The sequence below is a fragment of the Klebsiella sp. 10-1 genome (assembly GCF_009758445.1).
In the GTDB taxonomy this organism is placed as follows: Bacteria; Pseudomonadota; Gammaproteobacteria; order Enterobacterales; family Enterobacteriaceae; genus Klebsiella; species Klebsiella scottii.
This window is the reverse complement of the sequence record NZ_WQRE01000002.1, coordinates 283,901-306,281: the sequence shown is the minus strand read 5'-3', so window position 1 is coordinate 306,281 and position 22,381 is coordinate 283,901. Positions and strand designations below refer to the sequence as shown.

16 protein-coding genes and 1 pseudogene are annotated in these 22,381 nt (G+C 59.8%); 12 read left to right on the top strand and 5 right to left on the bottom strand.

Annotated features, from left to right (window positions below):
• The 5 genes and pseudogenes from GO007_RS09535 to GO007_RS29535 form a co-directional block, all read right to left on the bottom strand.
• On the bottom strand, positions 1 to 1,041 hold the full coding sequence (locus GO007_RS09535; RefSeq protein ID WP_095098891.1) for an NADP(H)-dependent aldo-keto reductase: 1,041 nt from the start codon (positions 1,039 to 1,041) through the stop codon (positions 1 to 3).
• A 234-nt stretch (positions 1,042 to 1,275) separates the two neighbouring features.
• Complete coding sequence (locus GO007_RS09530) at positions 1,276 to 1,494, bottom strand: YgdI/YgdR family lipoprotein (RefSeq protein WP_004867116.1); 219 nt, start codon at positions 1,492 to 1,494, stop codon at positions 1,276 to 1,278.
• A gap of 123 nt (positions 1,495 to 1,617) precedes the next feature.
• A complete protein-coding gene (locus GO007_RS09525) occupies positions 1,618 to 2,331 on the bottom strand; it encodes a TerC family protein (RefSeq protein ID WP_045857424.1) in 714 nt (237 codons plus the stop codon).
• A 63-nt stretch (positions 2,332 to 2,394) separates the two neighbouring features.
• On the bottom strand, positions 2,395 to 3,090 hold the full coding sequence (gene mutH / locus GO007_RS09520; protein WP_095098888.1) for a DNA mismatch repair endonuclease MutH: 696 nt from the start codon (positions 3,088 to 3,090) through the stop codon (positions 2,395 to 2,397).
• 88 nt (positions 3,091 to 3,178) lie between these two features.
• Positions 3,179 to 3,319 (bottom strand): annotated as a pseudogene (locus tag GO007_RS29535) (hypothetical protein); the annotation flags it as partial.
• A gap of 453 nt (positions 3,320 to 3,772) precedes the next feature.
• On the opposite strand from GO007_RS29535, the gene rppH reads away from it, so the two are divergent.
• The 12 genes from rppH to recD all read left to right on the top strand — a co-directional run bounded on the left by rppH (position 3,773) and on the right by recD (position 22,324).
• Complete coding sequence (gene rppH / locus GO007_RS09510) at positions 3,773 to 4,303, top strand: RNA pyrophosphohydrolase (protein WP_095098883.1); 531 nt, start codon at positions 3,773 to 3,775, stop codon at positions 4,301 to 4,303.
• A 12-nt stretch (positions 4,304 to 4,315) separates the two neighbouring features.
• Entirely contained in the window at positions 4,316 to 6,562 is a 2,247-nt protein-coding gene (gene ptsP, locus GO007_RS09505) for a phosphoenolpyruvate--protein phosphotransferase (RefSeq protein ID WP_095098880.1), read from the top strand.
• A 241-nt stretch (positions 6,563 to 6,803) separates the two neighbouring features.
• Positions 6,804 to 7,679: a prolipoprotein diacylglyceryl transferase gene (gene lgt, locus GO007_RS09500; protein ID WP_095098877.1), complete on the top strand. Its 876-nt coding sequence runs from the start codon at positions 6,804 to 6,806 to the stop codon at positions 7,677 to 7,679.
• A 6-nt stretch (positions 7,680 to 7,685) separates the two neighbouring features.
• Positions 7,686 to 8,480 (top strand): thymidylate synthase, encoded by a 795-nt coding sequence (gene thyA, locus GO007_RS09495; protein ID WP_095098874.1) that lies wholly within the window; start codon positions 7,686 to 7,688, stop codon positions 8,478 to 8,480.
• A 334-nt stretch (positions 8,481 to 8,814) separates the two neighbouring features.
• The gene (locus GO007_RS09490; protein ID WP_095098871.1) at positions 8,815 to 9,282 is read left to right on the top strand and encodes a prepilin peptidase-dependent protein; all 468 of its coding nucleotides are present in this window, start codon (positions 8,815 to 8,817) and stop codon (positions 9,280 to 9,282) included.
• Positions 9,273 to 9,836 (top strand): prepilin peptidase-dependent protein, encoded by a 564-nt coding sequence (locus GO007_RS09485; RefSeq protein WP_095098867.1) that lies wholly within the window; start codon positions 9,273 to 9,275, stop codon positions 9,834 to 9,836. The genes GO007_RS09490 and GO007_RS09485 overlap by 10 nt, the downstream gene beginning before the upstream one ends.
• Positions 9,833 to 10,240 carry a DUF2509 family protein gene (locus tag GO007_RS09480; protein WP_095098865.1) on the top strand — a complete coding sequence of 136 codons (408 nt, stop codon included), beginning with the start codon at positions 9,833 to 9,835 and terminating at the stop codon, positions 10,238 to 10,240. The genes GO007_RS09485 and GO007_RS09480 overlap by 4 nt, the downstream gene beginning before the upstream one ends.
• A complete protein-coding gene (locus GO007_RS09475) occupies positions 10,225 to 10,548 on the top strand; it encodes a prepilin-type N-terminal cleavage/methylation domain-containing protein (RefSeq protein WP_095098863.1) in 324 nt (107 codons plus the stop codon). Before GO007_RS09480 ends, GO007_RS09475 begins: the two co-directional genes overlap by 16 nt.
• Positions 10,549 to 10,560: 12 nt before the next feature.
• Positions 10,561 to 13,932, top strand: a complete 3,372-nt coding sequence (gene recC, locus GO007_RS09470) for an exodeoxyribonuclease V subunit gamma (RefSeq protein ID WP_095098860.1) — start codon at positions 10,561 to 10,563, stop codon at positions 13,930 to 13,932.
• A gap of 129 nt (positions 13,933 to 14,061) precedes the next feature.
• Positions 14,062 to 16,947, top strand: coding sequence for a pitrilysin (gene ptrA, locus GO007_RS09465; RefSeq protein WP_095098858.1), 2,886 nt, complete (start codon positions 14,062 to 14,064; stop codon positions 16,945 to 16,947).
• Positions 16,944 to 20,489, top strand: coding sequence for an exodeoxyribonuclease V subunit beta (gene recB / locus GO007_RS09460; RefSeq protein WP_095098856.1), 3,546 nt, complete (start codon positions 16,944 to 16,946; stop codon positions 20,487 to 20,489). Before ptrA ends, recB begins: the two co-directional genes overlap by 4 nt.
• On the top strand, positions 20,486 to 22,324 hold the full coding sequence (gene recD, locus GO007_RS09455) for an exodeoxyribonuclease V subunit alpha (protein WP_095098853.1): 1,839 nt from the start codon (positions 20,486 to 20,488) through the stop codon (positions 22,322 to 22,324). The genes recB and recD overlap by 4 nt, the downstream gene beginning before the upstream one ends.
• Positions 22,325 to 22,381: the final 57 nt, after the last annotated feature.

The window sequence follows — 22,381 nt, the reverse complement described above, 5'->3', positions numbered from 1 at the left end:
TTACGGCGCCGGGTAGGTATAAATCCGGTGCACCGCTTCAATCTCCGCCAGAACCTCCTCGCTGAGCTCAAGATGCAGGCTTTCGACGTTGGTCTTCAGCTGATCCAGCGAAGTGGCGCCGAGCAGAGTGCTGGCGACAAACGGCTGACGGCGCACGAAGGCCAGCGCCATTTGTGCCGGATCTAGGTTATGCCGTTTTGCGATATCGACATATGCCGCGACCGCCAGCTGTGTCTGCTCGCCGCTGTAGCGCGTAAAGCGGCTGAACAGGGTGTTGCGCGCCCCGGCCGGCTTCGCGCCGTTGAGATACTTCCCGGTCAGCGTACCGAATGCCAGGCAGGAGTAGGCCAGCAGCTCTACGCCTTCATACTGGCTTACCTCCGACAGCGCAACCTCATAGCTGCGGTTCACCAGGCTATACGGGTTCTGGATGGTGACAATACGCGGCAGGTCGTGCTTATCCGCGAGGTGCAGATAGCGCATCACGCCAAACGCCGTCTCGTTGGAAACGCCGATATAGCGGATTTTGCCGGCGCGCTGGAATTCGGTTAGCGCTTCCAGGGTATCCAGCAGGGTGACCACCGGCGCGGAGTCGGTCCAGGTGTAGCCCAGCTTGCCGAAGCAGTTGGTCGGGCGCTGCGGCCAGTGAACCTGGTAAAGATCGAGATAATCGGTCTGCAGGCGCTTCAGGCTATCGTGCAGAGCGTCGCGGATATTTTTGCGATCCAGAACGTGATTTGGACGGATGCTGCTGTCGTTGTTACGCGCAGGGCCGCTGACTTTGGAGGCGATAACCAGCTTTTCGCGGCTGCCGTGTTTCGCCAGCCAGTTGCCGACGTAGGTTTCCGTCAGCCCCTGAGTTTCCGGGCGCGGCGGGACAGGATACATTTCAGCGACATCAATCAGGTTGATGCCCTGGCTGACAGCGTAGTCGAGCTGTTGGTGAGCGTCGGCCTCGCTATTCTGTTCACCAAAAGTCATAGTGCCCAGCCCCAGCGTGCTGATTTCGAGAGAACTGTGTGGGATACGGTGATACTGCATAGCCGGCTTCCTTTTTTATCGACAAGGTCAGGCTTTCCCCGACAAAGGAGTATCAAAATGGCAGAGGGGAAGAAAAAGAGGAAGTAAAAAGATCAAAAAAGCCGGGCTGGTGGGGTCCGCAGGCTGCTGTCGCGGACGTATCAGGTTTACCCGACTCTTTTCTCAACACCGAGGCTGGTTGCAGAGGGCGCGTTGCCAGGCGATTGCCGGCAAGCGGCGAGCCGCCGCAATCTTTTAGCGCTTAATAATTTGTGAAACGTCGTCACGATTGATCTGCATTTTATTGCCCTGCTGATCTTCGTAGCTGATAAGACCGGTATCGTCGTCAACCGCCGGCTTACCGTCGGTCAAAATCATGCGCCCGTCTTTTGTCGCCATAACGTAATCGCTGCTGCAACCGGAAACCGAGAAGGCCAGTCCTACGGCGGAAATCAACACTGCCCATTTTTTCATCGTTAACACCTCTATAATGGTCGCACCTCACACCAGTGTATTAATAGCCTGATTTGTGAGACATAAAAAGCAGTAAAGTCTTAAAAAAGATTGCAGCCCAGGTTTGGGCTGCATTTTTGCGGGTTACAGCGGATTTTTTTTATTACGCAGCAGGTTGAGGCTTTCGACGGCAATCGAGAAGAACATCGCGAAGTAGATGTAGCCTTTCGGGATATGGATACCGAAGCTTTCGAGCATCAGGGTAAAGCCAACCAGAATCAAAAACGCCAGCGCCAGCATTTTCACCGACGGGTGGCGGTCAACAAAGTCGCCAATCGAGCGGGCGGCAAACATCATCACCAGCACCGCGATAACCACCGCGGCCATCATGATGAACAGATGGTCCGAGAGCCCAACGGCGGTGATCACCGAATCGAGGCTGAAAATGATATCCAGCAGCATAATCTGCACAATTGCGCCCATAAAAGAGTGGACGTTGGTCTTCGGCCCTTCCTCTTCCCCCTCGATCGATTCGTGGATCTCTTTACTGGCTTTCCAGATCAGGAACAGGCCGCCGAGCAGCAGGATCAGATCGCGGAAGGAGACGTCGTGGCCGAACGCGCTAAACAGCGGATTGGTCAGCTTAACGACCCAGGCGATAGAGGCCAGCAGCCCAAGACGCATGAGCATTGCGCCCATTAACCCGATGCGTCGCGCGTGGGCGCGCTGGGCGGTGGGTAGTTTGGCAACAACCAGAGAGAGAAAAATAATATTGTCGATCCCGAGTACGATTTCCAGCAACGTCAGCGTACCCAGCGCCAGCCAGGCGTTAGGATCGGTTATCCATGCAAATAACATTGTTCAAAGTCCTGCAAAAAAGAAAGTAGCAATTATATGCAACCCGGCAGGCAGAACAAAAAATTAATCGTGGCTGAGCAGAAAATGGCGAGCCAGCAGGGCGGCGGTGAAGTTTTTCTTCAGGTAGAAACCGCGCGGCAGGGTGAGGATCGGTTCGCCGTGTGCGCCGATAGCCTCGGTTAAGGCTTTACTGTTGGCGGCTTTCGGGCGCAGCTGCAGCACTTCGCCGTGGCGGGCGGTAATGCGTTCGACCTGGCCCAGCACGATCAGATCCATTAACTCTTCCCAGTCCATTCGCAGCTGCCGATCCTCTTCTTCGTTGGGGGTCCAAAGCAGCGGCGCCCCGACCCGACGCTGCGCGAGCGGGATCGCGCGATCGCCCTCTACCGGCACCCACAGTACGCGCTTGAGCTTATGGCGGACGTGGCTGCTCTCCCAGGTGACTCCGCTGTTGCCGGTGAGCGGAGCGACGCAGACAAAGGTGGTTTCCAGCGGCCGCCCCTGGGCGTCCACGGGGATCGTTTTCAGCTCGACGCCCAGCGCGGCGAAATCCTGCTCGGGTTTACTCCCGGCGCTGGCGCCTAGCCAAATCTCCAGCAGGATGCCCGTCCATCCTTTATCGCGCTTCAGATCGCGCGGAATCGGAATACCCGCCAGCGCGGCTAGCTCACCCAGCGAATAGCCCGCCAGCCGCTGGGCCTGGGCTAAAAGCTGCTGCTGGGTTTGCGGCGGTGCAAGCAGGGGCGAGAGGGTGGGCATAAGATGAAACCTCTGGTTAAAAAATAAGCGCTATTTTTGTGCGTTGTGGATAGAGTTTACCTTTTCCTGGGTAAGTATGACAATTTGATGATTCATATGACTTTTTTTTGTCTTTTTTGCCGCGAAAAAAATTACCGCGGCGGGTTTTCCAGAACTGGTCACTGGCAATGAACAGGATCTTACACCATGTTATCCACAGAAAAGTGGGATAACTGGGGAAAAGCGTCACTACTGTTTCCATTTACAGCCTTGACGTGCGACGAAAATCGAATTTTTAGACAAAATATGTCCGATGAGCTCGCGTAATCTGTGGATAAAACCGACATTGTTCGATCTTTCATCAGTTCCGGGATCGCATGTGTGATGATCATCACGTTATGCTGTAATTTATGAAAATAATGCATTCTAACTTAATGAATATAATGCCATTATTAAATATGGCTATGGGTAAGCGTTTAGGACTACTCCGGGTTTTCCCTGGGTAATTCCATACTTCTTCACAACTCTATCCACAGAAAAAGTGAATAAAATGGCGCTGTGATAGCTAACGCTGTTTATAACTCTGCTGATAACTGTGAGTTATTCAAATGTTATTCGTGAGCCGTGTGGCAACAGAGTGGTTTACCGTTTCCGGCGAGTGTGAAACAATCGTTCACATTGAAGATTATTTTGAGGTAGTCCGGTGATTGATGACGATGGCTACCGCCCAAATGTCGGTATTGTAATCTGTAATCGCCAGGGCCAGGTTATGTGGGCCAGGCGCTATGGTCAGCACTCGTGGCAGTTCCCGCAAGGGGGCATTAATCCAGGAGAATCAGCCGAGCAGGCAATGTATCGGGAATTGTTTGAAGAGGTTGGGCTAAGTCGTAAAGATGTCCGCATTCTGGCCTCTACCCGTAACTGGTTGCGTTACAAATTGCCTAAACGTTTGGTGCGTTGGGACACGAAGCCGGTTTGTATCGGCCAGAAACAGAAGTGGTTTCTTCTGCAGTTGATCGGCAGCGATACGGAAGTCAATATGCAAACCAGCAGCACGCCTGAGTTCGACGGCTGGCGCTGGGTAAGCTACTGGTATCCGGTTCGTCAGGTGGTATCGTTTAAGCGCGACGTTTACCGCCGGGTGATGAAAGAGTTCGCCAGCGTCACGATGTCGCTGGCCGAAACGGCACCTAAGCCGCAAAGCGCGCCTGCATATCGACGTAAAAGAGGTTAAGCCACGCACATTATGCTCACTCGGTTACGAGAAATCGTCGAGAAGGTCGCGAGTGCCCCGCGTTTAAACGAGGCGCTGGATATCCTGGTTACGGATATCTGCAAAGCGATGGAAACGGAAGTCTGCTCGGTTTATCTGGCCGATCACGACCGACGCTGCTACTACCTGATGGCGACTCGCGGGCTGAAAAAACCTCGCGGTCGCACCGTTGCGCTCGCTTTTGACGAAGGCCTTGTGGGTCTTGTCGGGCGCCTGGCGGAGCCCATCAACCTTGCCGATGCGCAAAAACACCCCAGCTTTAAATATATTCCGGCCGTAAAAGAGGACCGCTTCCGCGCTTTTCTTGGCGTGCCGATTATCCAGCGCCGTCAGCTGCTGGGCGTGCTGGTGGTGCAGCAGCGCGAGCTGCGTCAGTTTGACGAAAGCGAGGAGTCCTTCCTCGTTACCCTGGCGACGCAGATGGCCGCCATTCTCTCCCAGTCGCAGCTGACCGCGCTATTTGGCCAGTATCGCCAGACGCGAATCCGCGCGCTGCCCGCCTCATCGGGGGTGGCAATCGCCGAAGGCTGGATGGACGTCAGCCTGCCGCAGATGGAGCAGGTGTACGAAGCCTCAACGCTGGACACGGCTTCCGAGCGCGAGCGTCTCACCGGAGCGCTGGAAGAGGCGGCCAGCGAGTTTCGTCGCTACAGTAAGCGCTACGCCGCCGGGGCGCAAAAAGAGACGTCGGCTATCTTCGACCTCTATTCACACCTGCTCTCCGACGCGCGCCTGCGTCGCGAACTCTTTGCGGAAGTAGACAAAGGGGCCGTCGCCGAATGGGCGGTGAAAAAAATTATCGAGAAATTCGCTGAGCAGTTTGCGGCGCTCAGCGACGGCTATCTTAAAGAACGGGCCGGCGATCTGCGCACGCTGGGCCAGCGGCTGCTGTTTCATCTTGACGATACGACTCAGGGGCCAAACACCTGGCCGGAACGTATCGTCCTGGTCGCCGACGAGCTCTCGGCGACGACGCTGGCGGAAGTCCCCCAGGACAGGCTGGTAGGTGTTGTCGTACGCGATGGAGCGGCCAACTCGCATGCTGCCATCATGGTGCGCGCGCTGGGGATCCCGACGGTTATGGGGGCCGACATTCAGCCTTCATTGCTTCATGGGCATACCCTGGTCGTGGACGGCTACCGCGGCGAGCTGCTGGTCGACCCGGAACCGGCGTTGCTGAAAGAGTATCAGCGCCTGATCAGCGAAGAGAACGAACTCAGCCGCCTGGCGGAAGATGACCTTGAGCGCGCCTCTGAGCTGAAAAGCGGTGAGCGGGTTAAGGTCATGCTGAACGCCGGCCTGAGCCTCGGTCATGAAGAGAAGCTCGGCGGCTTTATTGACGGTATCGGCCTGTACCGCACCGAAATCCCCTTTATGCTGCAGAGCGGCTTTCCGTCGGAAGAGGAGCAGGTCGCCCAGTATCAGGGCATGCTGCAGATGTTTAACGAGAAGCCGGTTACGCTGCGTACCCTCGACATCGGCGCGGATAAGCAGCTGCCGTATATGCCGATCAGCGAAGAGAATCCGTGCCTCGGCTGGCGCGGGATCCGCATTACGCTCGATCAGCCGGAGATCTTCCTGATTCAGGTGCGGGCGATGCTGCGCGCGAATGCCGCCACCGGCAACCTCAGCATTTTGCTGCCGATGATCACCAGCCTCGATGAGGTCGACGAGGCGCGCCGTTTGATCGACCGCGCCAGCCGCGAAGTTGAAGAGATGATTGGCTACGCCATTCCGCGCCCGCGCATCGGCGTGATGCTGGAGGTGCCGTCGATGGTCTTCATGCTGGCGCAGCTCGCCAGCCGCGTCGATTTTATCTCCGTCGGCACCAATGACCTGACGCAGTACATCCTCGCCGTCGATCGCAACAATACCCGGGTGGCGAATATGTACGACAGCCTGCATCCTGCGGTGCTGCGGGCGCTGGCGATGATTGCCCGCGACGCCGAGCGCTTCGGCATCGACCTGCGTCTTTGCGGTGAAATGGCCGGGGATCCGATGTGCGTCACCATTCTGATTGGCCTTGGCTATCGCCACCTGTCGATGAACGGCCGGTCGGTGGCAAGGGTCAAATACCTGCTGCGCCGCATTGACATCGAAGAGGCCCAGGAGCTTTCCCGGCGTAGCCTGGAGGCGCAGATGACGACGGAAGTTCGCCATCAGGTTGCGGCCTTTATGGAGCGTCGAGGGTTGGGCGGCCTGATTCGCGGCGGTCGATAGTTCTGATGAGGCGTTTGCGCCGCTCTCCGGGTATTCCCGGCCCGGACGGGCGTAGCGCGCCGGCCGCAGGGAAATTTTCCGGCGCTTATTCGCATTCGTATACATATCTTTTACACGCCCGGCGCGGATCGCGCCTGGCGCTTATGCTATCATTCGCAACCTTTGGAGCGCCCGTTTTCTGCGAGTGCGCAAGATCACCGCTGTCCACTTTCGGCGGAATAACAAGTCTTTATGGTGACAGATGAATAGTGGCTACCTGCATTTTCCGGAGTTTGATCCGGTAATATTTTCCGTTGGGCCAGTCGCCCTTCACTGGTACGGCATGATGTACCTGGTCGGGTTTGTTTTTGCGATGTGGTTAGCCACCCGTCGGGCCAATCGTCCGGGCAGCGGCTGGACTAAAAACGAAGTTGAAAACCTGCTCTATGCCGGGTTCCTCGGGGTCTTCCTCGGCGGGCGTATCGGCTACGTCCTGTTCTACAACCTGCCGGTGTTTTTGCAGGATCCGCTCTATCTGTTCCGCGTCTGGGACGGCGGTATGTCGTTCCACGGCGGTCTGATCGGGGTGATTCTGGTGATGATCATTTTCGCCAAACGCACTAAGCGCACCTTCTTCCAGGTTGCTGATTTTATTGCGCCTCTGATCCCGTTTGGCCTCGGCGCCGGTCGTCTGGGCAACTTCATTAACGGTGAGCTGTGGGGCCGCGTCGATCCGAGCTTCCACTACACGATGATCTTCCCCGGCTCGCGGGCGGAAGACATGGCGCTGCTGCCTTCGCATCCGGAATGGCAATCGCTGTTCGACACCTACGGAGCCCTGCCGCGACACGCCTCGCAGCTGTACGAGCTGGCGCTGGAAGGTATCGTGCTGTTCCTGATCCTGAACCTGTTTATCCGTAAACCGCGCCCGACCGGCTCAGTCTCAGGCCTGTTCCTGATCGGCTACGGTCTGTTCCGTATTATCGTTGAATTCTTCCGCCAGCCGGATCAGCAGTTCACCGGCGAATGGGTCCAGTACATCAGCATGGGGCAGATTCTTTCGATTCCAATGGTGCTTGCGGGTATCATTATGATGGTCTGGGCGTACCGTCGTCCTCCGCAGCAACAAACTTCTTGAGGAACCATGAAACAGTATCTTGATTTGATGCAGAAAGTGCTCGCCGAGGGCACGCAAAAAAATGACCGCACCGGTACCGGCACGATTTCGATTTTCGGCCATCAGATGCGTTTTAACCTGCAGGAGGGATTCCCGCTGGTGACGACCAAGCGCTGTCATTTACGCTCCATCATCCATGAACTGCTGTGGTTCCTGCAGGGTGACACCAACGTTGCGTATCTGCACGAAAACAACGTCACCATCTGGGATGAATGGGCGGATGAAAATGGCGATCTGGGGCCGGTATACGGCAAACAGTGGCGCTCCTGGCCTGCGCCGGACGGCCGCCATATCGACCAGATTAGCACCGTGATGGAACAGCTGAAAAACGACCCGGACTCGCGCCGGATCATCGTTTCGGCATGGAACGTCGGCGAGCTGGATAAAATGGCGCTGGCGCCGTGCCACGCGTTCTTCCAGTTCTACGTCGCGGACGGCAAGCTCTCCTGTCAGCTCTATCAGCGCTCCTGCGACGTGTTCCTCGGCCTGCCGTTCAACATCGCCAGCTACGCGCTGCTGGTGCATATGGTGGCGCAGCAGTGCGATCTGGAAGTGGGTGATTTTGTCTGGACCGGCGGGGATACTCACCTCTACAGCAACCACCTTGAGCAGACCGATCTGCAGCTGAGCCGCGAGCCGCGTCCGCTGCCGAAGCTGGTGATCAAGCGCAAACCGGCGTCGATTTTTGACTACCGTTTTGAAGACTTTGATATCGAAGGCTACGATCCGCATCCGGGCATTAAAGCGCCGGTGGCGATTTAATTCCGCAGCTATCTCGCGATAAGCAAAGCCGGCGCCCGCCGCGCCCATGCCAGTCAGCTAAGCCGCCGACTGGCATTTTTTTTGTCCCGGCCGCGATAATCGTCGCTGGGCGTAACTTCTGTTAACCAACCGCGATGACGCGCGTTGCGCCGGTTTTTGCGCCCGGACTTCTTGGGCCTTTCGCCGGACTGAGCGTTCTGGCCGGCGCCGCTTTTGCTCGCCCGCTTCCTGATTTTCTGCAACTCCCTGTAAATCTCCCGATACTCTTCGACGCGCTACGCTAATGGCTGATCTGCCCCTCGCGCCGGGGCCGGGTCATCCCCATACTCGCCCTATGAACAGACAACGTGGCTATACCCTTATTGAAACCCTGGTGACGCTGGCGCTGGTGATGATTCTCGGCGCCAGCGGGATGTTCGGCTGGAATAGCTGGCAGCAGCAGCAGCGCTTGTGGCAAACCGCCGTTCAGGTCCGCGACTATCTGGTGCTGCTGCGCGATGACGCCAACTGGCATAACCGCGATCGGCTGCTGAGCGTTGGGCAAGCAGCGCAGGGCTGGTGCCTGAGCGCCTCTGACACCCCGGCCGACTGCGCGGCGAAGGGGCCCTTTACGCTGCATCCGCACTGGCCTGAAGTCTCGCTGACAAACATCACGCCGGGCCTGGGCTTTTACGGCCTGCGCAACAGCGCCTGGGCCGGGCATATCCGTCTGCAAAACGCCGGCGATGGCTGGAATATCATCGTCTCTAACTGGGGGCGTATCCGCCTTTGTCGCGGGATGGAGACGGCATCATGTCTGTAGACGCGCGAGGGTTCTCGCTGCCAGAGACGCTGATTGCGATGGCCATTGGCTCCGTTTTGCTCCTCGGAACCGCGCGCTTTCTGCCCGCGCTGCAGCGACAGGTGCTGAAACAGACCCAACAGCACTCCCTGGATAATGAGCTCTGGCAGCGGCTGTTCACGGTTGCTAAGCATTTGCAGCGAGCCGGCTATTGTCGCGGCAGCTGCGTTGGGCAGCCGCTGCACATTGCCGGCAGCGGTGATTGCGCGATCGTCCGCTGGGACAGCGCGAGCGACGGCGTCTGGAATACCTCGCCGGAGGCTATGTCTGATGCGACGGGGTTTCGGCTGCGCAATGGCGCGCTCGAAACCCGGCGCGGCGCGACCAGCTGCGGCGAGCAAGGCTGGGAGAGAATGACCAACCCCAGCGCCATCGAGGTGACCCGCTTTCAGGTTAAGCGCCACAATATTACCGGCTTCGCTCCGGAGCTTAGCATCATGCTGGCCGCGCGCTCGACGCTGGATCACCGCATCACGGCGCAGGCGGAATACAGCGTGACGGGGTATAACCTGTGAACCGTCAGCGCGGGCTCTCTTCGCTGCTGATGGTGCTGCTCCTGCTGGCGCTCGGCAGCCTGCTGCTGCAGGGGCTCAACCAGCAGCAGCGCTCGCTGCTGGCGCAAACCGCCGGCGAAACCCGGGCGCTGCGCGATACCGCTGGCGCGCACTCCGCCCTGCAGTGGGGGAAAACGCTAACCTGGTCAGCGCAGGATGCGCAGGCGTGTCGACGGTCGGGCGCCGAAGGCTGGCACGTCTGTCTGCGGGTATTTAGCGATGCGTCGGCGCTGCTGATCGCCGCCAGCGGCCGCGTGCTGCTGTGGCACTCTGGCCGGGTGGAGCAGGGAAGCGTGCGCTTCTCGCCCCACGGCTGGAGCGATTTTTGCCCGCTGAAGGAGCCGAGCCTATGTCAGATGCCCTGAGCCGCCAGCGGGGCTTTAGCCTGCCGGAAACGATCCTCGCAACGGCGCTGCTGGTGATGGTTATTACCGCCCTTAGCGGCTACCAGCGGGGGCTGGCCGGCGGCTTTACTCAGCTAAACCAGTATCGCCAGCTGTGGCGAGACGCGTGGCGCTATGGGCAGCTCAAGCCGCCAGAATCCCCGGCAAGCGGGAGCATTACCCGCTTGCAGACATCGACAGCAAGATGTGTCAGCATCACGGTAACGATCACCATGCCGCTGGAAAAGCGGGTACAGATGACCCGGCTGCATTGTCCGGTCAGCCAGTAGTCAGGAGCGAATATGTTAAGGGTGTACCACTCAAACCGTCTGGATGTCCTTGAAGCGCTGATGGAGTTTATCGTCGAGCGCCAGCGGCTGGACGACCCTTTCAAGCCGGAAATGGTGCTGGTGCAAAGTACCGGGATGGCGCAATGGCTGCAGATGACGCTGGCAAAACGCTTCGGTATTGCCGCCAACATCGAGTTTCCTCTCCCGGCGAGCTTTATCTGGGATATGTTTGTGCGCGTGCTCTCCGATATCCCCGGCGAAAGCGCGTTTAGCAAACAGAGCATGAGCTGGAAGCTGATGACCCTGTTGCCGCAGAGGCTGGATGACGAAGCCTTCGCCCTGCTGCGCCACTACCTCAGCGACGACAGCGACAAGCGTAAGCTATTCCAGCTGGCCGCCAGGGTGGCGGATCTCTACGACCAGTATCTGGTCTATCGCCCGGAATGGCTGATGCGCTGGGAAGCAGACGAGCGCGTTGACGGTCTGGGAGACGCCCAGCAGTGGCAGGCGCCGCTGTGGAAGGCGTTAGTCGAACATACCGCCGAGCTGGGACAGCCACTGTGGCATCGCGCCAACCTGTACCAGCGTTTTATCAGCACGCTTGAGGCCGCGGATGAGCCGCCGGCCGGGCTGCCGTCGCGGGTCTTTATTTGCGGTATTTCGGCGCTGCCGCCGGTCTACCTGCAGGCGCTGCAGGCTCTCGGAAAACACGTTGATGTATACGTTCTTTTCACCAACCCGTGCCGCTACTACTGGGGCGATATTAAAGATCCGGCGTTTCTGGCAAAGCTGATGTCGCGTCAGCGCCGCCACCATCGCGAGCCGCGAGAGCTACCGCTATTTCGCGATGCAGAGCAGGCACCCGGCCTGTTTAACGACGACGGTGAACAGGATATCGGTAACCCGCTGCTGGCCTCATGGGGCAAGCTGGGGCGGGACTACATCTATCTGCTGGCCGGGCTGGAGCGTTACGAAGAGCTGGATGCATTTGTGGATATCGCTTCGGATAACCTGCTGCATAACCTGCAGTCTGACATCCTTGAGCTGCGCAATATGGCGGTGGCGGGGCGTACGGCGCAAGAGTTTGCTCATAGCCGCAGCAAGCGCCTGCTCGCTCCCAACGACCGCAGCCTGAGCATTCACGTTTGCCATAGCCCGCAGCGCGAAGTAGAAGTGCTGCACGACCGGCTGCTGGCGATGCTGGAGGAGGACCCCGACCTTACGCCGCGCGATATTATCGTGATGGTGGCGGATATCGACAGCTACAGCCCCTATATACAAGCGGTGTTCGGTGCCGCCAGCGGCGAGCGCTGGCTGCCGTGGGCCATCTCGGACCGCCGGGCCCGCGAATCGCATCCGGCGCTGCAGGCGTTCATCACGCTTCTTTCCCTGCCCGACAGCCGCTTTGCCAGCGAAGACGTGCTGGCTCTGCTGGATGTCCCGGTGCTGGCGGCGCGTTTTAATATCGACGAAGAAGGGCTGCGCTACCTGCGTCAGTGGGTGAACGAATCCGGCGTGCGCTGGGGCATGGATGACGATAACGTGCGCGAGCTGGATCTCCCCGCCACCGGGCAGCACACCTGGCGCTTTGGCCTCACGCGTATGCTGCTGGGCTACGCGATGGACAGCAGCCAGGGAGAGTGGCAGTCGGTCCTGCCGTACGACGAGTCCAGCGGGCTGATTGCCGAACTGGTGGGCAACCTGGCGTCGCTGCTGATGCAGCTCAACCTCTGGCGTCGGGAGCTCGCGGTTGAACGTCCGCTGGCGGAATGGCTGCCGCTGTGCCGGGGCCTGCTGGACGACTTTTTCCTGCCCGACAGCGAAACGGAAGCCGCGCTGGCGCTGATTGAACAGCAGTGGCAGGCGGTGATTGGCGAAGGCGCGCAGGCGCAGTATGCGCAGACGGTGCCGCTCTCTTTACTGCGCGATGAGCTGGCGCAGCGCCTCGATCAGCAGCGTATCAGCCAGCGTTTCCTGGCCGGCCCGGTCAATATCTGTACCCTGATGCCAATGCGCTCTATCCCGTTCAAAGTCGTTTGTCTGCTGGGGATGAATGACGGCGTTTACCCACGCGCCCTGGCGCCGCTAGGCTTTGACTTAATGAGCCAGAAGCCGCAGCGCGGCGACCGCAGCCGCCGCGATGATGACCGCTACCTGTTCCTCGAAGCGCTGATGTCGGCCGAGCAGAAGCTCTATATCAGCTATATCGGCCGCTCAATCCAGGATAATAGCGAACGCTACCCATCGGTGCTGGTACAGGAGCTGGCGGATTATATCGGCCAGAGCCACTGCCTGGCGGGCGATGAGGAACTGGACTGTGACGCCAGCGAGCGGCGGGTCAAAGCGCATATTACCCATTTGCATAGCCGCATGCCCTTCGATACGGCCAACTTCCGCGACGATGAAGAGCAAAGCTACGCCCGGGAATGGCTGGCTGCCGCCAGCCAGCAGGGGGAGGCGCACGGCGACTTTATCCAGCCGCTTCCGGCGGCGGAAATCGACACTCTGCCGTTTGAACAGCTGCTGCGCTTCTGGCAGCATCCGGTTCGCGCCTTCTTTCAGCAGCGGCTGCGGGTAAATTTCCGCTCAGAAGAGAGCGGGATCCCGGACGACGAACCGTTCACCCTCGAAGGGCTGAGCCGCTACCAGCTCAATCAGCAGCTGCTGAATACGCTGATTGAACAGCAGGATGCCTCGGTGATGTACCGCCGCTTCCGCGCGGCGGGCGAATTACCCTACGGAGCCTTCGGCGAACTGGCCTGGGAGACCCAGCGCCAGGAGATGCAGAACCTCGCGGAACGGGTGGTGGCCAGCCGCCAGCCGGGGCAAAGCATGGAAATCGATCTGCAATGTAACGGTGTCAACATTACGGGGTGGCTGCAGCAGGTACAATCTGACGGCCTGCTGCGCTGGCGGCCTTCGCTGCTCAGCGTGGCGCAGGGAATGCAACTTTGGCTGGAGCACCTTGTCTACTGTGCTGGCGGCGGCTCCGGCACCAGCCGTCTGCTGGTGCGTAAAGAGGGCGAATGGCGTTTCCCGCCGCTGGCGCAGGAGCAGGCGAAGGCATATCTTGATGAGCTGGTTGCCGGCTATTTACAGGGCATGTCAAAGCCGCTGCTGCTGCTGCCTGAAAGCGCGGGGGCATGGCTAAAAGCCTGTTATGACGCCGAAAAGGATGTCATGTTATTGGACGACGAGACGCAGCAAAAAGCGCGCAGCAAGTTTCTGCAGGCGTATGAAGGCAATATGGTGATTAGCGGTGAGGGTAGCGATGTCTGGTACCAGCGCCTGTGGCGCACCCTTGAGCCTGCTTACTATGACGAAATTATTGCTCAGGCGCAGCGTTATCTGTTGCCGGTATTTCGTTTCCATCAGTCCGAATAAAATTGTCATAGTATAAAAATTGCGCAGATGACGGCTCTTCAATTATCATGCGCAACGAATCACGGACTGATGTTTTTTATCAACGCTGGCTCTGCACAGCGAAAAGTTTGTTAATGGTGAGGTCCGTGAATGCCCCGTAGTTTATGGTTCAAGGTTATTGTAGTGCTGGCAGCCCTTTGGGCGCCGTTAAGTCAGGCAGATAGCGGATGGCAGCCCGTTCAGGAATCCATCCGTAAAAGCGAAAAAGATCCGCGTCAGTATCAGGCGATCCACCTCGATAATGGCATGATCGTTCTGCTGGTTTCCGATCCGCAGGCGGTAAAATCACTGTCGGCGCTGGTGGTGCCGGTGGGGTCGCTGCAGGACCCGGAAGAGCACCAGGGCCTGGCGCACTTTCTCGAGCACATGACGCTAATGGGCTCGAAGAACTATCCGCAGCCCGACAGCCTCGCAGAGTTCCTGAAAATGCACGGCGGCAGCCACAACGCCAGCACCGCGCCCTATCGCACGGCTTTCTATCTCGAAGTTGAAAATGATGCGCTGGACGGGGCGGTCGATCGCCTGGCGGATGCCATTGCCTCTCCGCTGCTGGATAAAAAATATGCCGACCGTGAGCGCAATGCGGTCAATGCCGAATTGACCATGGCGCGGACCCGTGACGGGATGCGCATGGCTCAGGTGAGTGCCGAAACCATAAACCCGTCGCACCCGGCGGCGCATTTTTCCGGCGGTAACCTTGAAACGCTAAGCGACAAGCCGGGAAAACCGGTTCTTGATGCGCTGCATACCTTCCGCGACAGCTGGTACTCCGCTAACCTGATGAAGGCGGTTATTTACAGCAATAAACCGCTGCCGGAGCTGGCGAGTATCGCCGCCAAAACCTACGGCCGGGTGCCGAATCATAATATCGACAGGCCGGTGATTAACGTTCCGGTAGTGACCGATGCGCAAAAGGGCATCATCATCCACTACGTGCCGGCGATGCCTCGTAAAGTGCTGCGCGTTGAATTCCGCATCGATAACAACAGCGAGCAGTTCCGCAGCAAGACCGACGAGCTGGTGACCTATATGATCGGCAACCGCAGCCCCGGCACGCTGTCCGACTGGCTGCAGAAGCAGGGCCTGGTTGAAGGTATACGCGCGGACTCCGATCCGGTGGTGAACGGCAACAGCGGGGTGCTGGCGATTTCCGCAACCCTGACCGATAAGGGCCTGGCGCATCGTGACGAGGTTGCCGCGGCGATCTTCAGCTACCTCAGCCTGCTGCGCACCCAGGGCATCGATAAGCGCTATTTCGACGAGCTGGCGCATGTCCTGGCGCTCGACTTCCGCTATCCCTCAATCAACCGCGATATGGACTACGTTGAATGGCTGGCGGACACCATGATCCGCGTGCCGGTAGAGCATACTCTGGACGTGGTGAATATTGCCGATCGCTACGATCCGCAGGCGATTAAAGACCGCCTGGCGATGATGACCCCGCAAAACGCGCGCGTTTGGTATATCAGCCCGCAGGAGCCGCATAACAAAACGGCCTATTTCGTCAACGCGCCGTATCAGGTCGATAAAATCAGCCCGCAGACCTTTAGCGACTGGCAGCAGAAAGCCAGCGCGATCGCGCTGAATCTGCCGGTGCTGAACCCCTATATTCCGGACGACTTCACGCTTATCAACAGCGATAAAGCCTATCCGCATCCGCAGCTGATCGTCGATGAGCCGACCCTGCGGGTAGTTTATGCCCCGAGCCAGTTCTTCGCCAGCGAGCCGAAGGCCGACGTGTCGCTGGTGCTGCGTAATCCGCAGGCGATGGACAGCGCCAGAAGCCAGGTGATGTTTGCCCTCAACGATTATCTGGCGGGGATTGCCCTCGACCAGCTCAGCAACCAGGCCGCGGTGGGAGGCATCACTTTCTCTACCGGCGCTAACAACGGGCTGATGGTTAACGCTAACGGCTATACCCAGCGGCTGCCGCAGCTGTTCACCGCGCTGCTGGACGGCTACTTCAGCTACGCGCCGACCGAAGAGCAGCTGGAACAGGCGAAATCCTGGTACGCGCAGATGATGGACTCGGCGGATAAAGGCAAAGCGTACGATCAGGCGATTATGCCGGCCCAGATGGTGTCGCAGGTGCCGTACTTCCAGCGTGAGGAGCGCCGGGCGCTGCTGCCAGCAATCACCCTCAAGGAGGTTCTGGCATACCGTGACAACCTGAAAGCGAAAGGGCGTCCGGAGCTGCTGGTGATTGGCAACCTGACCGCCGGGCAATCCACCGATATGGCGCGCCACATTCAGCAACAGCTGGGCTCCGACGGGAACGAATGGTGCCGGAATAAAGACGTGCTGGTGAATAGCAAGCAGCTGGCCATTTTTGAAAAAACCGGCAGCAGCACCGACTCGGCGCTGGCCGCGGTCTTTGCGCCGCCCAATATCGATGAGTACAGCAGCTCTGCCGCCAGCTCTCTGCTCGGGCAAATTATCCAGCCGTGGTTCTATAACCAGCTGCGTACTGAAGAACAGCTGGGCTATGCGGTGTTCGCGTTTTCGATGAACGTCGGTCGCCAGTGGGGCGTTGGCTTCCTGCTGCAAAGCAGCGATAAGCAGCCCGCCTTCCTGTGGCAGCGTTTCCAGGCCTTCTTCCCGACGGCGGAAGCAAAGCTGAGGGCGATGACTCCGGAAGAGTTTGCCCAAATTCAGCAGGCGACGATCGCCCAGATGATGCAGGCACCGCAAACTTTGGGCGGGGAAGCCTCGCAGCTGAGCAAAGATTTCGATCGCGGTAATATGCGCTTCGATTCACGTGATAAAGTAGTGGCTCAGATTAAACTGCTGACGCCGCAAAAGCTTGCCGACTTCTTCCATCAGACGGTGGTGGATCCGCAGGGCATGGCGATATTATCCCAGGTATCCGGTAGCCAGAACGGTAAAACGGATTACGCCCTTCCGCCGGGTGGCAAAGTCTGGGAAACCGTCAGCGCATTGCAGAAATCCTTACCCCTGATGCGAGAGAATGAATGACCGAAACCGCCGAGCCTCTTGACCCCCTGCGCTTGCCCCTGACGGGCGAGCGCCTGATAGAAGCCTCTGCGGGCACCGGAAAGACCTTTACCATCGCGGCGCTGTACCTCCGGCTGCTGCTGGGGCTGGGCGGAGAATCCGCCTTTCCCCGGCCGGTAAGCGTGGAGGAGCTGCTGGTGGTGACCTTCACCGAGGCGGCGACCGAGGAGCTGCGCGGTCGTATCCGCAGCAATATCCACGCTCTGCGTATCGCCTGCCTGCGTGAAACGGCCTCCGACCCTCTCTACGCCGCGCTGCTGGCGGAAATTCCGGACAAAAACCAGGCCGCGCAAACGCTGATGCTGGCGGAAAGGCAGATGGACGAAGCGGCGGTTTTCACCATTCACGGCTTCTGCCAGCGCATGCTCAGCCTCAACGCGTTTGAGTCCGGCATGCTCTTCGAACAGCAGCTGATCGAGGACGAATCCCGGCTCCGTTACCAGGCCTGCGCCGATTTCTGGCGCCGCCACTGCTACCCGCTCCCGCGCGAGATCGCGGCGGTTATCCACGAAGCGTGGAAAGGCCCGCGCGATCTGTTGAAATCCCTCGACCGCTGGCTACAGGGCGAAGCCCCGCAGCTTAAATCCCCGCCGGCGCAGGAAGAGACGCTGGCCGAACGCCATCGGCAAATCATCGATCGCATCGACGCGGTGAAGCTGCAGTGGCGCGAGCAGGTGGGCGAGATTGAAAGCGTGCTGGAAAATTCCGGCCTCGATCGGCGTAAATTCAATCGCGGCAATCAGGGGAAATGGATAGAGAAAGTCAGCCTCTGGGCGCAGGAAGAGACCCTGAGCTACCGGCTGCCGGAGGCGCTGGAGAAATTCTCCCGGCCGTTCCTGCATGAACGTACCAAAGCGGGTGGCGAACCGCCGGTTCACCCGCTGTTTAGCGCGATTGAGGCGCTTCTCTCCGCGCCGCTGACCCTTACCGATCTGGTGATCGCCCGGGCAATGGTGGAGATCCGCGAAGCGGTGGCGCGGGAAAAACGTCGCCGCGGAGAGCTCGGTTTTGATGACATGCTCAGCCGCCTCGATGATGCCCTACGCAGCGAAAGCGGCGAAGCGCTGGCCAGCGCGATCCGTCAGCGTTTTCCGGTGGCGATGATTGATGAGTTCCAGGATACCGACCCGCAGCAGTACCGCATTTTTCGCCGCATCTGGCGGCGGCAGCCGGATACGGCGCTGCTGCTTATCGGCGATCCCAAACAGGCCATTTATGCCTTTCGCGGCGCGGATATCTTTACCTATATGAAGGCGCGCGGCGACGTTGCCGCTCACTACACGCTGGATACCAACTGGCGCTCCTCTCCGGGGATGGTGGATAGCGTCAATCGCCTGTTTAGCCTCAGCGATAATCCGTTCATGTTCCGCGAAATCCCGTTCCTGCCGGTGAAGTCGGCGCCGAAAAACCAGCATCTGCGTTTTACCGTCGACGACGACGTGGTTCCGGCAATGAACATCTGGCTGATGCCGGGCGAAGCGGTGGGCGCGGGGGATTATCAAACCTTTATGGCGCAGCTCTGCGCAGCGCAAATTCGTGACTGGCTTAGCGCCGGCCAGCAGGGGCGGGCGCTGCTGTGGCGCGACGATCGCGCTCGGCCGGTGCAGGCTTCCGATATCACGGTGCTGGTGCGTAATCGCCAGGAGGCATCGCTGATCCGCGATGCGCTGCAGGTTCTGGCCATTCCATCGGTCTATCTCTCCAACCGCGATAGCGTATTTGAAACGCCGGAAGCGCAGGAGCTGCTGTGGGTACTACAGGCGGCGCTGGCGCCCGAACGAGAAAACACGCTGCGCAGCGCGCTGGCGACCTCGATTTTCGGTCTGAACGCTCTCGATATTGAAAACCTGAACCAGGATGAGCGCGCGTGGGATGCGCTGGTTGAAGAGTTTAGCGACTATCGCCGCATCTGGCGCCAGCGCGGGGTCATGCCGATGCTGAGAGCGCTGATGACCACCCGGAACATCGCCGAAAATCTGCTGGTGACGAGCGGCGGCGAGCGGCGCTTAACCGATATCCTGCATATCAGCGAACTGCTGCAGGAAGCGGCCAACCAGCTGGAAAGCGAGCATGCGCTGGTGCGTTGGCTGACGCAGCGCATCGCCGAGCCGGATAGCAATGCCTCCAGCCAGCAGATGCGCCTGGAAAGCGACAAGCATCTGGTGCAAATCGTCACCGTACATAAATCGAAAGGGCTGGAATACCCGCTGGTGTGGCTGCCGTTTATCGCCCGCTTCCGTAAGCAGGATCAGGCGTTTTATCACGATCGCGACTCCTTTGCGGCGGTGCTCGACCTTGAACAGAATGAGGGGAGCCTCGAGCTGGCGGAAGCGGAGCGTCTGGCGGAGGATTTGCGTTTGCTATACGTGGCCCTGACGCGAGCGGTCTGGCACTGCAGTCTTGGCGTGGCGCCGCTCAGCACCCGGCGCAGCGACAAGCCGGGCGACAGTGATTTTCACCACAGCGCGCTGGGGCGCCTTCTGCAGGGAGGCGAAGCGATGGATGCCGCGGGGCTGACGGCCCGCCTGCAGGCATTCTGCAGCGCGGATATTGCGCTGCAAACCCCCGGCGTCGCCGATCGGCAACCCTGGCAGGCGCCGCAGGAGGTTCTCCCCCCGCTGTCGGCACGAATGCTGGCGCGTGCGATCGTCGATGACTGGCGGGTCACCAGCTACTCCGGGCTACAGCAGCATGGCCACAGCCCGGCGCAGGATTTACTGCCCCGTCTTGACGTTGACGCCGCCGGCGTGGGAGAGGTGATCGAGGAGCCACAGCTCACTCCCCATCAGTTCCCGCGCGGGGCGTCGCCGGGGACATTTCTGCACGGCCTGTTTGAAGATCTCGACTTTACCCAGCCGGTTCCCGCCGGCTGGATGGCGGAAAAGCTGCAGTCCGGCGGATTTGGCGAACAGTGGACGCCGGTGCTGACCCAATGGCTGGATGATGTGCTGCGCACGCCGCTGCCGGGCGCCGGTATCGCGCTGAATCAGCTGACTGCGGCGGATAAGCAGGTTGAGATGGCGTTTTATTTACCCATTGCGGCCCCGCTGGATCCGCGGCGCCTGGACGCGCTGGTTCGCCGCTACGACCCGCTTTCGGCGCAGTGCCCGGAGCTTGATTTCCGTCAGGTACGCGGAATGCTGAAAGGGTTTATCGACCTGGTGTTTCGTCATAACGATCGCTACTACCTGCTGGACTACAAATCCAACTGGCTGGGGGACGATCGCGAAGCCTACACCCGACAGGCGATGGCGCAGGCGATGCGCACGCACCGCTATGATTTACAGTACCAGCTCTATAGCCTGGCGCTGCACCGCTATTTACGCCACCGCATTGCTGACTATGACTATGAGCGCCATTTTGGCGGCGTCATTTATCTCTTTTTACGCGGAATGGACGGACAGGACGGCGGGCAGGGGATATTTACCACGCGCCCCGAGCGGCCGCTAATCGACGGCCTGGACGCCCTGTTTGCCGGCGAAGTTCAGGAGATCGCCTCATGACCATGGATGAGCTGCTGCTTGAGGCAGCAAACCAGCGTTTGTTACGTCCGCTTGACGTCCAGTTTGCGCTGATGGTCGCTCAGGATGCGCACCCGGCGGTGAGGCTGGCGGCGGCGATACTGAGCCGCGATGCCGGCGAAGGGCACGTATGCCTGCCGCTCTCCCGCCTTGCGGCGGACGATGCGCTGAGCGGGAAAGCCGCCGCTCTGCGCGAGAAGCTGCTGGCGCAGGCCGGAGCGCCTGATGACTGGTCGACGCTGCTGCTCTCTTCTGCGGCGGTGAGCCGCGGGGAGCGCCCGACGCCGATGATCCTCTGCGGGGAACGGCTTTACCTTAACCGTATGTGGCGTAACGAGCTGACCGTCGCGCGCTTTTTTAACGAAGCCAATCAGGTGCTGAGCGTGGATGAAACGCGCCTGGCGTCGACGCTGGATGCGCTATTCCCCGCCGGGGACGATATTGACTGGCAGAAGGTGGCGGCGGCGGTGGCGCTGACCCGGCGCATTGCGGTTATTTCCGGGGGCCCAGGCACCGGTAAAACCACCACCGTCGCCAGGCTGCTGGCGGCGTTGATTCAGACGACGGATAGGCCCCGCTGTCGTATCCGCCTGGCGGCGCCCACCGGGAAAGCCGCCGCGCGCCTGACCGAATCGCTGGGCAGCGCGCTGCGCCAGCTGCCGCTGACGGATGAGCAGAAGGCGCAGCTGCCGACAGAGGCCAGCACCCTGCACCGTCTGCTGGGCGCTCAGCCGGGCAGCCAGCGTATGCGCTATCACGCCGGCAACCCGCTGCACCTCGACGTGCTGGTGGTGGATGAAGCCTCGATGATTGACCTGCCGATGATGGCTCGCCTGATTGACGCCCTGCCGGCGCACGGTCGGGTGATTTTTCTCGGCGACCGCGATCAGCTTGCGTCGGTGGAAGCCGGCGCGGTGCTGGGGGATATTTGTGCCTGGGTTAATGCCGGCTATACCGCCGATCGCGCGGCGCAGCTAAAGCGGCTGACCGGACTGCCGGTACCTGCCGGCGAGGGCGAGGCGGCGGGTGCCCTGCGCGACAGCCTGTGCCTGCTGCAGAAAAGCTATCGTTTTGGCAGCCATTCCGGTATCGGTAGCCTGGCCCGGGCGGTTAACGCCGGCGATCGGCATGGCGTCAAAACGACCCTGCGTCAGCCGTTCGACGATATCGCCCTGCACCCGCTAAGCACCACCGAGGAGTATGAAACGATGCTGACGCAGGCGCAGGCCGGCTACGATCGCTATCTTCGGCTGCTGCGCGAGCGGGCGGAGCCGGAGGCGGCGATTGCCGCTTTCGGCGAGTTCCGGCTACTGTGCGCCCTACGCGAGGGCCCCTACGGCGTCAGCGGGCTGAACGAACAGCTGGAGCTGATGCTCAATCGTAAGCGGGCTATTGCGCTGCCGCGGCATTCGCGCTGGTATGAAGGCCGCCCGGTCATGATCTCGCGCAACGATAGCGCGCTGGGGCTGTTTAACGGTGATATTGGCATTGCGCTGGAAAGGGGAGAAGGGCTTCGCGTCTGGTTCCCGATGCCGGATGGCAGCATTAAGTCGGTGCAGCCGAGCCGTCTGCCGGAACACGATACCGCCTGGGCGATGACGGTGCATAAATCGCAGGGCTCGGAATTTGACCACGCGGCCCTGATTTTGCCTTCCCGCAGCGTGCCGCTGGTGACGCGTGAGCTGGTGTATACCGCGATAACGCGAGCTAAAAGGCAGCTGTCGATTTATGCCGATGAGCAGGTGCTTACTCAGGCTATCGTGGCGCGCACCGAACGGCGCAGCGGGCTGGCGGACATCTTCGCCAGCGTCGGGTAGCCTCAACCTTCAGCGCTTCACCTTTCCCGGCCCGCGCTACGCTTAGCCGGGAAGGGG

Bases quoted from the DNA above. Each gene is read 5' to 3' on its own strand.
- recD (WP_095098853.1), top strand. From the start codon at position 20,486: ATGACCATGGATGAGCTGCTGCTTGAGGCAGCAAACCAGCGTTTGTTA.
- recC (WP_095098860.1), top strand. From the start codon at position 10,561: ATGTTAAGGGTGTACCACTCAAACCGTCTGGATGTCCTTGAAGCGCTG.
- GO007_RS09535 (WP_095098891.1), bottom strand. From the start codon at position 1,041: ATGCAGTATCACCGTATCCCACACAGTTCTCTCGAAATCAGCACGCTG.
- GO007_RS09475 (WP_095098863.1), top strand. From the start codon at position 10,225: ATGTCAGATGCCCTGAGCCGCCAGCGGGGCTTTAGCCTGCCGGAAACG.
- GO007_RS09525 (WP_045857424.1), bottom strand. From the start codon at position 2,331: ATGTTATTTGCATGGATAACCGATCCTAACGCCTGGCTGGCGCTGGGT.
- GO007_RS09485 (WP_095098867.1), top strand. From the start codon at position 9,273: ATGTCTGTAGACGCGCGAGGGTTCTCGCTGCCAGAGACGCTGATTGCG.
- GO007_RS09490 (WP_095098871.1), top strand. From the start codon at position 8,815: ATGAACAGACAACGTGGCTATACCCTTATTGAAACCCTGGTGACGCTG.
- mutH (WP_095098888.1), bottom strand. From the start codon at position 3,090: ATGCCCACCCTCTCGCCCCTGCTTGCACCGCCGCAAACCCAGCAGCAG.
- lgt (WP_095098877.1), top strand. From the start codon at position 6,804: ATGAATAGTGGCTACCTGCATTTTCCGGAGTTTGATCCGGTAATATTT.
- ptsP (WP_095098880.1), top strand. From the start codon at position 4,316: ATGCTCACTCGGTTACGAGAAATCGTCGAGAAGGTCGCGAGTGCCCCG.
- GO007_RS09530 (WP_004867116.1), bottom strand. From the start codon at position 1,494: ATGAAAAAATGGGCAGTGTTGATTTCCGCCGTAGGACTGGCCTTCTCG.
- ptrA (WP_095098858.1), top strand. From the start codon at position 14,062: ATGCCCCGTAGTTTATGGTTCAAGGTTATTGTAGTGCTGGCAGCCCTT.
- recB (WP_095098856.1), top strand. From the start codon at position 16,944: ATGACCGAAACCGCCGAGCCTCTTGACCCCCTGCGCTTGCCCCTGACG.
- thyA (WP_095098874.1), top strand. From the start codon at position 7,686: ATGAAACAGTATCTTGATTTGATGCAGAAAGTGCTCGCCGAGGGCACG.